Here is an 11,964-nt window from a genome sequence, read left to right on the forward strand (position 1 = left end):
CGCTACACGCCTGAGGGAGGCGGACATGGCCACACACGCAGTGCACACGAAGCCGCGGGAGCGGATGAGGTTCGATCAGCATCTGCCCGTCGACCACCGGCTGAACACGGTCTACCGGATCGGCGCGGGTCTGATCGGCGCGTTCCTCGTCGTCTTCGGGATCCTGGGCCTGCTCGACCACATCGGCTTCTTCAACACCGGCGGGGCGACCGTCGCGGGGCTGAACGCCAACGGCTCGCTGAGCGTGCTGTCGATCGTCGTCGGCGCGATCCTCATCGCGGGCATGGCCGTCGGCGGAAACGTCGCGTCCACGCTGAACATGGTGTTCGGGGTGCTGTTCCTGCTGGCCGGCTTCCTGTTCCTCGGTCTGCTGGACACCACGCACAACTTCCTGGCGTTCAAGATCCAGAACGTGTTCTTCAGCTTCGTCGTGGGCCTGCTGCTGATGACCTTCGGCATGTACGGCCGGGTCGGCTCGACCCTGCCCCACGACAACCCGTACTGGCGCTACCGGCACCCCGAGGCGGGGCAGCGGGTGGGACAGGGCGAGCCCGACCAGGGCGATCAGGTGCGGTAGGCGTAGTAGTACGCGTTCGGGTAGGACGCCACGAGGCTGGCCACCGACCGGTTGTAGGTGTTGGTCGAGTGGTACGTCACGTACGGCACGCCGTAGCGGTCGCGGTAGGTGACGATCATCGAGTGGTCCTTGGACCCGTCCCGGTTGAAGTCCATCTGGAGCACGTCACCGACGTCCAGCTGGTAGACGTTGGCGAGGGGCGTGACCCGCTTGGAGGACAGCGCGAACCAGGAGAACTCGTTGACGCCGACGAACGAGTCCGACTGGATGTCGGCGGTGCCGAACCACTTGTGGAAGTCGTTCGTGTAGCCCGGGACGTGCTTCCAACCACCCGCCTTCAGCACCTGGCTGACGAAGTTGGTGCAGTCGCCGCCGTCGCCCTGCCCGTTGTAGTCCGGGTAGGCCGGGTTGTAGTTGTTCCAGTACTCCTGCGCGTACGCGACCATGGCCTGGTAGTCGTAGCCGGAGGCGGAGAAGTTCTTGGGGTTGGCCGCACCGAATCGGCTGGTGGAGGCGCGGGGCGCGTCCGGCGGCCCGTCGTCGGCGGTCGTCTTCGCCTTGGCGACCGACGGCGTGGCCACCTGGTTCACGGCGAGGTAGCCGTCGTCGGTGTCCTTGATGCCGGTCAGCTGCCAGTCGCCCTGGCGGTCCGCCTTGAAGGTCAGCTCGTGGTGGGCCTGGAAGCCGGTGGTCTTCGGCCCCTTGGCCGTCGCCTTGTCGTAGGTCAGCGTCGTCGTCTCGGTGACGGCGACCTGGGCGCGCCGGCCGGCCACGTGCGTGGCGTCCAGCGTGACCTTCGTGCTGCCGGCCTTGTACTTCTCGCCGAGCTTGGCGAGCAGGCTCTTGCGGGCGCGCAGCGTGGTCAGGGCGGAGGTCTGCTCGTGCGTCTGCCCGCCGGACAGGCGCACCGACCCGGAGAAGCCGGACGTGTGCCGCGTGCCCGCGCTTCCGGCGCCGTCCACGAGGGCCTGCGTACGGTCGGTGAACACCGCGTCCGCCAGCCGCTGGAAGGTCGCCTTGGTGGCCGCGTCCACCGTCGGGTCGTCGGTGACGGCGGCGCCCGCGCTCCAGTTGGGCACCAGGGCCACGCCGGCGACCAGCGAGGCTGCCGCGGCGCCGACTATGGTGGCGCGGCGCCGCTTACGGCTCAGTTTTCTCGATCTCAATGATGTTCCCCTCTATGCCGGTACACCTACCGGGGGTTAGGCATCCTCGCATGAAACGTGTGACGGGTGTGAAGGGGGCTGCACAAGTGGAACCGCTGTTATCCGCTTGTCACTTGACGACCGTCGACCAGTCCGGCGACTGGGCCGGGTCGAGGCCGCGCAGCGCGGCGAGCGTCGCCGGCTTCTGTACGTCCATCCAGTCGGCCAGCTCCTTGAAGGACACGCACTTGACGCCCTTCTTGGTGCAGATCTTCGGGATGATCTGGTCGATGGCCTTCATGTAGATGCTGCCGTTCCAGTGCTCGAAGTGATTGCCGATGAACAGCGGGGCGCGGCTGCCGTAGTAGACCCGGTTGAAGCCGGCCATGTACGAGTCGACGGTCTGCTGTTCCCACTGGGAGTACTTGGCCGGGTCGCCGTCGGTCTCGCCGTTCGACTGGTTGTAGAGGAAGTTGAAGTCCATCGAGAGGCCCTGGAACTTGCCGTTCTCGTACGGGAGCATCTGGAGCGGGAAGTCCCAGACACCGTTCTTCTTGGCGGGCCAGATCTGGAAGTCGCCCGGGGAGCTGGCGTCGTAGCGCCAGCCGTAGCTCTTGATGGCCTTCAGCAGGTTGGGCTGGCCCTCCAGACAGGGGGCGCGGCCGCCGGTGACCTCCTGCTTGAAGTCGAAGGGCAGGGCGGGGATGTCCTTGTAGCCGGTGTTGGTCTTCCAGTTCTCCACGAAGGAGTAGAACTGGTCGATCTCGCTCTTCCACTGCTCGACGCTCCAGTCGCCGCCGCCCTTGGCGCCGCAGAAGTGGCCGTTGAAGTGGGTGCCGATGTCGTTGCCCTGCTCGTAGGCGAGGCGCAGCTGCTCCAGCGTGGTGCGGATGTGCTCGTCGGTGGGGTAGTCGATGGCGGCGTCACCGGGGTTGTGCATCGGGCCGTGGTACAGGTCCTTCTTGCTCTTGGGCAGCAGGTAGATGCCGGTGAGGAAGAAGGTCATGTGGGCGTTGTACCGCTGGGCCATCTCCCGGTAGTGCGAGAAGAGATGGTCGTCGCCCTCCAGGGCGCCGTCCCAGGAGAAGACGACGAACTGGGGCGGCTTCTCGCCGGGCTTGAGCGGCACCGGCTTCAACGTGCCCTTCTGCGGGCCGGTGTAGGAGGTGGAACCGTCCCCGAGGATCTTCGTCCTGCCGTCCCAGGAGGCGCTCGGGCTGGGCCCCGGGGAAGCGGTCTGCTTCGGCTGCGGGTCGGCGGAGGCGGTCGGGCTGGTGCGGTCCGTGCGGGTCAGGGCCAGGTACCCGGCCACCAGTGAGGCGACGACGAGAAAGGCGGCCAGCGTCAGGACCTGCGGCCGGCGTATGAGGGCCGGGGCGGGTGCTTGTCGGCGGCGCGGCGACTTCTTGCGGGACATGCGCGGCTCAATCTGCGAAGGGGGCGGCGGGTGCGGGTGCGGTGGGCCGGGTCAGCCCAGTCCCATGGCGGCCGACCAGAGGCGGTACGGCACGCTGTCGGCGGACGTTCCGGCCAGCCCCTGGAGCGGCAGCGGCTCCAGGGACTTCGCCAGGTCCATCCGGTAGACGACGACCGCGGTGGACACGGAGTCGTCCGTACCGGCGTACCAGGCGGCGGTGTCGTCCGCGGTGGTGCCGGCCTTCCCCGCCACCCCGGGCCGGCCGGCGGCGGTGGTCGGGTGGGCGGCGCGGAAGGAGTCGGTGAGCGCGTCGGTGACCTCCTGGGCCACCTGGGCGCCGACCGCGCGCCTTGGGTGCGGAGTGGCCAGGGCGACCGGCGCGCCGTTGCGGGTGATCCGGCCCACCGAGTACGGCTCGGTGTGGTTGCCGCCGGCGGCGAACGTGGCGTACCCGCTCGCCATCCGGATCGCGCTGGGCGTCGAGTTGCCCATCGACAGCGCGGGCACCTGTGGGCCGATGCTGTCGGACAGCAGCCCGGAGGCCTCGGCGGTCTGTCGCACCTGGTCCAGGCCGGTGTCCATGCCGAGCTGCATGAACGGGGTGTTGACCGACCGGGCGAGCGCCTGGCGCAGGGTGATCTTCCCGTACGACTTGCCGCCGTCGTTGCGCGCGGCGACCTTCTTGCCGCTGCGGTCCCAGTACGGCCCCTCGGGGGTGGTGACGGGAATGTTGTCGTCGCCGTCGTAGACGCTCTGCGGGGTCACCGGGGTGGCGGGCCCGCCGCGGGTCGTGTGGACGCCGTGCTCCAGCCCGGCGGCGTAGACGAACGGCAGGAAGGCGGTGCCGGCCGGGACGGTGGCCGCGTTGGACTCGTTGTAGCCCTGCGTACGGTGGTCCGGGCCGCCGTAGACCGCGAGGATCCGGCCGTCGGCGGCCACCGAGGAGGCGCCGTAGTGGGCGTTCTTCGCCGCGTCCGGGGTGCTGTGCGCGGCCTGCTTGCGGGCCTTGGCGACGGCGTCGGTGAGGTCCTTCTCGCGCTTGCGGTCGAAGGTCGTGTAGATCTGGTAGCCGCCCAGGTCGAACTGCTTGTCGGTCAGATGCCCGGCCTTCTTGGCGTAGCTCGACGCCAGCTCCACCAGGTAGTCGCTCTGCTCACCCGTGTTGTACAGCGGGTTGGTCTTCAGCGGCTCCGGGAAGGTCGTGTACTTGGCCCGCTCCTGCGGCGACAGCTTGCCGATCTTGACCATGCGGTCGAGGATCCACTTCCAGCGCGCCACGGCCCGCTGGTGGTTGGCCTTGCCGAGGGTGGGGTCGTACAGGCCGGCGCCCTTGAGCAGGCCCGCGAGCATGGCCGCCTGGGAGACGTTGAGCTTGCTGACGTCCTTGCCGTAGTAGGCCTGGGCGGCGCGCTGGATGCCGTAGGTGCCCCGGCCGAACCAGCTGGTGTTGAGATAGCCCTCGAGGATCTTGTCCTTGCTCATCTTGTTGTCGAGCTTGAGGGCGATCATCGCCTCGGTGAACTTGCGGCTGACGGTCTGGTTCTGGGTGAGATAGACGTTCTTGACGTACTGCTGGGTGATGGTGGAACCGCCCTCGGTGTCCCCCTCGCCCACGGTCCGGTACAGCGCCCGGGTGATGCCTTTGACGGATATGCCGGGATCCGAGTAGAAGCTCTCGTTCTCGGCGGCCAGGACGGCCCAACGGACGTTGACGGGTATGTCCTTCAGCGGCATGGCCTGCCGCTGCACCCAGCCCGTACGGGCCATGGGCGTGCCGTCGGACCAGAAGAAGACGTTGTCCTGCTGGGTGGCGTACGAGTTCAGGTTGCTCGGTATGTCGGTCATCGCGTACGCGGTCACGAGGAAGGCGCCGAGCAGACCGAACGAGGCGAGGACACCGCCGATCCACTGGCGCCAGGAGGGCATCCAGCGCCGCCAGCCCGTGCGGCCCGGACGGGGATAGACGGGCTTCAGCCGGCGTGCGTAGGGCGCGAGGCGGCGCGCGTAGGGCGCCAGGGGGGCGAGCGGCGCGAGCAGCCGGCGGGCCGTTTCCACGGCACGCTGCCGCCCGGAGGGGCGCGCATCGCGCCGCCGCTCGGCCCGTCCGCCCTGCCCGGGCCGCGGCTCCGGCGGCGCGGGCACCCGCAGCTGCATGGTCTCGTCCGGCCGGACGTCACCGACCCTCAGATGCAGGGTCTCCTCGGCATCGGGCAACTCCTCGCCACGGTCTCCCTCTTGGGAACGGTCCTGTCCCCCCGACGCGTCACTCAAGACGGCGTCTCCCCTCCGCACTCGCTCTTGCTCGCGCGGTGAGCTGAGCGTTCTCACAACGGCGGAAACAAGCTATCAGCCGCATTTTCGAAACCCTCACACATGTGTCTGTGAGGATGGTCGTTCGACAGGGATTGGCGCACCGGATTCCCGGCCACGACGGTTAACCTGGGCCCATGCCTCGCTACGAGTACCGCTGCCGGACCTGCGGCGCCACCTTCGAACTCAGCCGCCCCATGGCGCAGTCCGCCGACCCCGCGAACTGCCCCGCGGGACACGCCGACACGGTGAAGCTGCTGTCGGCCGTCGCCGTGGGCGGAACGGCCGCCCCCGCCGCGGGTGGGGGCGGCGGGGGCGGGTGCTGCGGTGGAGGGTGCTGCGGCTAGCCCTGCCGTGCCGCCCTCAGGAACTCCCGTGCGATCCGCTCCCCCGCCATGACCCCCCGTTCCGGCAGGGCGCTGATCGCCGGGGCCGTCCAGTCCGTGTCCGCCAGCTCGCCGTGTCCCGGGCGCCAGCCCCGGTCGGCGGCCAGGAGGAGGTCGGCGTCCAGCAGGGAGTCACCGGCGGCCAGGGTCAGTTCCGCGCCGGTGCGGCGGGCGACCTCGCGGACGGCCGCGCTCTTGGTGAGCGGCTGCGGGACGGCGTAGATCTTGCGGCCCTGGAGCGAGACCGTCCAGCCCCGGTCCTCCGCCCACACCGCCAGCTCCTTGACCCAGTCCTCGGGCAGCAGCTCGCGCTCGACGACGAGGTAGGCGAACAGATCCTCCGCGACCCGGTGCTTGCGCACCCACGCCGGGTCGGCGGAACGCTCCAGATGCTCACGCACCTGTGCCAGCGGCGCGCACTCGTCCGCCAGGCGCGCCTGCACCCCCGTGTGCCAGTCGGCGTCGGTGACCCCGTCGACCAGCAGATGGCCGCCGTTGGCACAGATCGCGTACTTGGGCGGCGGCCCCGGCAGGTTGATCCGCTGGTACTGCTTGCGGGTCCGGGTCGTGGTCGGCACGAACACGGTCGCGTCGCCGAGGTCGGTCAGCAGCTGCGCGGCCGTCTCCGTCATGTACGACAGCGGCCTGGCCTCGTGCACCTCCACGCACAGCAGCCGGGGCGCCCGGGCATCCGGCATGGTCAGCGCGAGGGCCGCCGAGGAGTAGATCAGCGTGCGGTCGAGGTCGCTCGCCACCAGCACCGGCATCAGACGTTCACCGCCCGGCCGTCGGCGCCCGTCGCACCCCGGGTGTACTGGGGGTGGATCAACCCGACGCAGGTGTACGGCAGTTCGCCGACCTCCTCGACGGGCACCCCGCGCTGCTCGGCGAGCAGTCGCACGTGGTCCAGGTCGGCACCGGCCCCCTGGCGCGCGAGGATCTTCCACGGCACCCGGCGCAGCAGCACCCGGGTGGTCTCGCCGACGCCGGGCTTGACGAGGTTCACGTCGTGGATGCCGTACTCCTCACTGATCCGCTCGACCGCCCGCCAGCCCGCCCAGGTCGGGGTACGGTCCTCGCCCATCAGCTCCTTGACGGCGGCGGCGACGGTGTCGGCGACCTCGGGGAAGCGGGCGCAGACCGCGTCGAGGAAGGCCGCGGAGACGTCGGAGCCGGCGAGTTCGCGGTAGAACTTGGCGCCGTGGAAGTCGTCCGGACCGACCAGGTCTGCGCGCAGGACGGTCCGCGAGACCAGGCCGGAGACCGTGGAGTTGAGGCAGGCCGAGGGTATGAGGAAGTCCTCGCGGGTGCCGTAGGTGCGCACACAGGAACCCGGGTCGGCGAGGACGGCGATCTCCGGATCGAACCCGGTGACCCCCTCGCTCTTCTCGAACTCCTCGACCGCCTGGGCGAGTTCACGGGTGATCGCGCCCTTGCCGGTCCAGCCGTCCACGAAGACGACGTCCCGGGGGTCGTGGTGCGCGGCCAGCCAGCGCAGCGCGTTGGCGTCGATGCCCCGGCCGCGCACGATCGAGACGGCGTAGTGCGGAAGGTCGAGACCGTGCCGGAACTGCGCCCAGCGGCGCATCAGGACGCCGACCGGGGTACCGGCCCGGGCCAGCGACACCAGCACCGGACGCGGCGACCGCTCGGCGAGCACCGTCTCGGTCACCACCCCGACGGCCTGCGCGATCCGTCCGGCGGACGCGTCGAGGGCCGTGTGGAACAGCTCCTGGTACTGCTCGCTGGGCTGGTACTCCACCGGCAGCGACTCGGCGTAGTGCGCCCCGCCGCTCTGGATGGCCTCCTCCCGCTCCTCGGTCGGCGCCTCCAGGGTGACCTCGGAGAGGTCCTGGAGCAGCCAGCCGACCTCCTCGGGCGCGTACGAGGAGAATGCGGGGCCGCGGAGGGGCTCGGGCAGCATGACCGGCCTTTCGGGAGCGTGCGGGACGTACGACGGGATGACCGCGAGCAGGACGTGCGGGGCGTGTGCGGCGAGGCCGGCCAGCAGTCCGCCGGGCGCGTGCAGGGCCGGGGTGTCGGCGACGGAGTCGACCACGGCGACGACGGCGTCGAAACCGGCGCCGGCGACGTTGTAGGCGTACCGCTCGCCCGGTCCGTCGGCCGGGTCGTCGTGGGCGGGAAAGACCAGGCGGGTGCGTATCGCGTAGCCGGGATCGTCCAGCGCGAGAACGGGCGAACGGGTCGTGGTGGAGAACCGCACCTCGGCCCGGCTCACCTGCTCCAGCTCACGGGCGATCCGCAGCGGGGCGTACATCAGCTCCTCGAAGCCGAGGACGAGGACGCGGTGGGCATCGGCGGGCAGGGAGCGCCGCTTCGAGGCGGGCGCGGTGGGCGGGGGTGAATCCGTGCCGGCCGCCGTCGGGAAGGCGGTGGGGCCAGTGGAGGCCGACGCGGGTGACGCGGCCGTTTCCGCACGACCGCTCGTACGGTTCCTGGGCCGTGTCATGCCGTGCGACCAGTTCCTGCCCCTTCTCCAGCACGCCCTCCGGCAGTCGTACGGCCCCGGACGCGGCGGCGACGAGATCCACCCGCGCGCCGGTCTCTTCGGCGAACCGCTTCATCCGCGCAACGTCCTCCGGGGAGCGCATATCGACCAGCGCGACCACCACGTACCGCCCGCGCGGATGCCGTCCGTGCAGGTCGCGAATGGTGTTCAGCACGGTGTTGCCGGTGGAGAACTCGTCGTCGACCAGCACCAGCGGGCCCTCGCCCGCCAGCAGCGAGGGATCCTCCGGCAGCAGCAGGTGCGACGTGGCGTGGGAGTGCGACTCCTCGAACCCGCCCGCCCGGGCGACCCCGGCCACCGGCCGGCGCGTGGAGTGCAGGTACGGCGCGGCACCGAGCCCGTCGGCGACCGCGTGGCCGAGCCCCGTCGCGGTCTCCGCATAGCCGAGGACGACAGCGGTGGCCGCCTCCTCGCCCAGCAGCTCGGCGACCTTACGGCCCAGCCGGAACCCGTGTCCGTAGACCACGGACGGCGACTGCGGTACGTGCTTGCCGAGCACGTTCGAGACGAGCAGGTGGGCCCGCTTGGGGTTGCGCCGCAGCGCGAGCCCGAGCATGGCCCGAAGCCCGTCGTCACCCACGAGTTCGACCCCGAGCCGCTCCGCGACCCAGGTGCCGGACCAGACCCCGTCGTTCACTGCGTTCTTCATGCGTTCCTTGGACGAAATGGGAAGGATCAACCGCGGATACCGGCGGCCAGCAGCTCCACGAAGCCGACGTCCTCGTGGGCCACGCCGAACGCCTCGGCACGCAGCAGGGTCCGCTCGGCCCAGGCGCGATGCGGCTTCACTTCGTTCATCTTGTTCGTGTAGGCCGACCGGAGTACACCCCCGCCGCCCCGCTCCGGGCGCAGGATGTCCTGGGCGTCGCTGTACTCCTCGTGGCTGACCACGGACAGCGCGTGCACGGGCAGCACATGGGAGGGGTGGATGCAGGTCTTGCCGAGCAGGCCGTTGGCCTGGTCGAGGGAGATCTCCCTCAGCAGTCCGTCCATGGCGTGCTCGATCAGCTTCTCGCGCAGCTCGACGGCCTGCACCTCCAGGAAGGGGCTCTGCCTGAGCTGCGGCTTGAACATGCGCTCGGAGACCCGGAAGTACTCCCACACGGGGCCGGTCACGGTGAACCCGGTGCCGTCCGCCCGCCCCAGCATGTTCACGACATCGGCGATCACGGAGGCGACGACCTGGACGTCGTAGGCGGTCATGTCGGGGGCGCGGCGCAGGCCGTACGAGGAGCAGAAGTCGGTGACGCCGAGGCGGAGGGCGAGCACGCGGTCGCGGAACTTGTCGACGGCGCGGGCGATGCCCTCCAGGGTGTCCACGCGGGACTCGCGGTAGAGCAGCTCGGGGGATTCCAGGACGGGCATGGCGAACAGCCGGCGGCCGCTCCCGGCCTCGGCGGCCGTCAGGGCCTCCAGGAACGGGATGCCGCGCTCCTCGGTGAACTTGGGCAGCACGAATCCCGACAGCAGCCGTACGGACGGGCCGAGCCGGCGCACGAGGTCGGGGATCTGCTCGGGGGCGCGCACCCGGACGAAGAGCAGCGGCGGTTCGAGGCCGGGTCGGGCGGCGAGGTCGGCGAACTGGCGGACGAGGTTGTCCTCGCCGGCCGCGACGTCCGCGTCGTCGATCGAGTCCTCCAGGCACAGCACCATCGAGACCACGCCGTTCCCGGCCTGTTTGACGATGTCGTCGGCGAGCCTCGGCCGGGTGGCCGGGCTGTACAGGGTGGCACCGAGGGCGGCGGCGAGCAGCCGGGCCGGAGAGCCGGCGGTGAACGCGCCGGGCTCCCGGTGGAAAAGACGCTGCCGCATCTCGGGGGCGATGTGCCCGAAATGACGCATAGGACTCCCTATGGGCGCGGGCCCGAGTCTGTGTGTTCGGTAAAAGGTGGCCGGTAATAGTACGTAGGGATCCATGTCCGGGGTTCCCGACGGGCATGAATTTCCGGTAACTCGCTTGTGTCGACGGCCCTCGACGGCACCACCCCGCATTGTCGTGACCAGGACCGAGAAGGCAGGATGACCGCATGACGCACGCGATGTCGAAGGGGTCGAACGTCCCGCTGGAAGCCACCACGGTCCGCGCCGTGCTGCGCTGGACTCCGGGGCAGGGGGTCCCGGACGTGGACGCCTCGGCGCTGCTGCTGGGCCCCGCCGGCCGTGTGCGCTCCGACGAGGACTTCGTCTTCTACAACCAGCCCCGGCATCCGTCCGGAAAGGTGTGGCGGCTCGGCAAGAAGCGGGTCACCGAGGGGCTGACCGACACGATCCAGACAGATCTTCCCGGCGTCGAGCCCGGTGTCGGCCGCATCCTGCTGGTCGCCTCGGCGGACGGCACCACGTTCGACCAGGTCCCGGCGCTGTGCATCCTGCTGTACGACGCGGCCGCCGACGGGGAGCCGCTCGCCCGTTTCGACATCAAGCCGGAGACCGGCGCGGAGACGGCGCTGATCTGCGGTGAGCTGTACCGGCGCGGGGAGGGCTGGAAGTTCCGCGCACTGGGCGAGGGGTACCAGGACGGACTGAGGGGGCTCGCGACGGACTTCGGTATCTCGGTGGACGAGTCGGAGGCGGCGGAGCCGCAGGAACCCTGGCAGTCCCAGCCGCTGCCGCCCGAGCAGCCGACGGCCGCCGTACCGCAGCAGCCGCCCGCCTACGGCTATCCGCAGCCGACCTCGGGGCAGCCCGCCTACGGCTATCCGCAGCCGGCGTCGGGGCAGCCCGCCTACGGGTACCCGCAGCCCGTGCCGGTGTCCGTGGGGCCCATGGACCCGGGTTTTCGGCTGCCGCCGCAGGGTCCGCAGTTCATCGGGCGCTGAGGCCGGACACGAGGCCGGTCACCGGTCGACGGTCTTGTAGCCCCTGCCCCACTGCAGTCCCCACCCGTAGAGGCGGTCAAGTTCGCCCTGGAAGCCGTAGACGAACTTCACCTCGCGGCGCACCACCAGTTCGCCCTTCACGTTCTCGATCATGACCACCGCGCAGGAGCGGGCCTGGGGATGGCGTTCGTCGAGGCCTATCTCGATGCGGGGGCCGTTGCTGGGGTACAGCGTCACGACGGCGTGGGTACGGTCGAACGCCGGGGTCTGGTCGTAGATGTAGACGAAGACCAGCAGGCGTTTGATGGCGTCGCGGTGGTCGAGATTGACGTACATCGTCTCGCCGGACGCCGAGCCGAACCGGTCGTCGCCGCTGAGCTTGATGTACGGCGGGGCGTTGACGTCGCCGAGGTAGCCGCCGAGCGGCTGGACCACGCCCTTCGTGCCGTCGGCCAGCTCGTACAGACAGCCGAGGTCGAGGTCGACGTTGACCATGCTCTGGCCGTGGCCGAGCACCTCCGGCGGCTTGAGGGCCTTGAAGGGATGGCGGAAGAGACTGGTGCGCTGGGTGGTGTCGAAGTCGGAGGTGCGCATCCGCCAGGTCAGGTTGACGCGCAGGTTTCCGGTGGACGCGCCCTGTTTGGTGAGCGACACCGCCTGGTGCCGCTTGGTGAGTTCGATGGCGTTGCTCGACGCGCTGCCCGAGTCGAAATCGGCAGCGCTGGCGCCCCGTAGCCCGTCGAAGAAGCCCATTCCCGCCCCCAGGTAGCTCTTGTGAAC

General features: G+C 70.1%; 9 protein-coding genes and 1 pseudogene. 3 read left to right on the plus strand and 7 right to left on the minus strand.

Annotated features, from left to right (window positions below):
• Window positions 1–25: 25 nt before the first annotated feature.
• The gene (locus tag ADK64_RS01990) at window positions 26–577 is read left to right on the plus strand and encodes a DUF4383 domain-containing protein (RefSeq protein WP_053654243.1); all 552 of its coding nucleotides are present in this window, start codon (window positions 26–28) and stop codon (window positions 575–577) included.
• Here ADK64_RS01990 and ADK64_RS01995 read toward each other — a convergent pair.
• From ADK64_RS01995 to ADK64_RS02005, 3 genes are all read right to left on the minus strand, one after another.
• Window positions 565–1,677, minus strand: coding sequence for an amidase domain-containing protein (locus ADK64_RS01995; RefSeq protein WP_234384432.1), 1,113 nt, complete (start codon window positions 1,675–1,677; stop codon window positions 565–567). The two genes, ADK64_RS01990 and ADK64_RS01995, sit on opposite strands and share 13 nt — an antisense overlap.
• Before the next feature lie 175 nt (window positions 1,678–1,852).
• Window positions 1,853–3,139: a hypothetical protein gene (locus tag ADK64_RS02000; protein WP_053654247.1), complete on the minus strand. Its 1,287-nt coding sequence runs from the start codon at window positions 3,137–3,139 to the stop codon at window positions 1,853–1,855.
• A 51-nt stretch (window positions 3,140–3,190) separates the two neighbouring features.
• Window positions 3,191–5,293: a transglycosylase domain-containing protein gene (locus tag ADK64_RS02005; protein ID WP_078992449.1), complete on the minus strand. Its 2,103-nt coding sequence runs from the start codon at window positions 5,291–5,293 to the stop codon at window positions 3,191–3,193.
• A gap of 293 nt (window positions 5,294–5,586) precedes the next feature.
• Between ADK64_RS02005 and ADK64_RS02010 the strand changes: the two genes are divergently transcribed.
• Window positions 5,587–5,796 carry an FmdB family zinc ribbon protein gene (locus ADK64_RS02010; RefSeq protein ID WP_053654249.1) on the plus strand — a complete coding sequence of 70 codons (210 nt, stop codon included), beginning with the start codon at window positions 5,587–5,589 and terminating at the stop codon, window positions 5,794–5,796.
• Here the strand turns inward: ADK64_RS02010 and ADK64_RS46935 are convergent.
• The 3 genes and pseudogenes from ADK64_RS46935 to ADK64_RS02025 form a co-directional block, all read right to left on the minus strand.
• On the minus strand, window positions 5,793–6,602 hold the full coding sequence (locus ADK64_RS46935) for a hypothetical protein (protein ID WP_053654251.1): 810 nt from the start codon (window positions 6,600–6,602) through the stop codon (window positions 5,793–5,795). The genes ADK64_RS02010 and ADK64_RS46935 overlap by 4 nt on opposite strands.
• Window positions 6,602–9,014 (minus strand): annotated as a pseudogene (locus ADK64_RS02020) (phosphoribosyltransferase). Before ADK64_RS02020 ends, ADK64_RS46935 begins: the two are co-directional and overlap by 1 nt.
• Before the next feature lie 26 nt (window positions 9,015–9,040).
• Window positions 9,041–10,207, minus strand: coding sequence for an HpcH/HpaI aldolase/citrate lyase family protein (locus tag ADK64_RS02025; protein ID WP_053654253.1), 1,167 nt, complete (start codon window positions 10,205–10,207; stop codon window positions 9,041–9,043).
• Between the two features lie 185 nt (window positions 10,208–10,392).
• Here ADK64_RS02025 and ADK64_RS02030 point away from each other — a divergent pair, with 185 nt between their 5' ends.
• Entirely contained in the window at window positions 10,393–11,184 is a 792-nt protein-coding gene (locus ADK64_RS02030; RefSeq protein ID WP_053654255.1) for a TerD family protein, read from the plus strand.
• Between the two features lie 18 nt (window positions 11,185–11,202).
• Here ADK64_RS02030 and ADK64_RS02035 read toward each other — a convergent pair whose 3' ends face one another.
• The gene (locus ADK64_RS02035; RefSeq protein ID WP_053654257.1) at window positions 11,203–11,937 is read right to left on the minus strand and encodes a TerD family protein; all 735 of its coding nucleotides are present in this window, start codon (window positions 11,935–11,937) and stop codon (window positions 11,203–11,205) included.
• Window positions 11,938–11,964: the final 27 nt, after the last annotated feature.

The sequence above is a fragment of the Streptomyces sp. MMG1121 genome, from assembly GCF_001280015.1.
Lineage (GTDB): Bacteria > Actinomycetota > Actinomycetes > Streptomycetales > Streptomycetaceae > Streptomyces.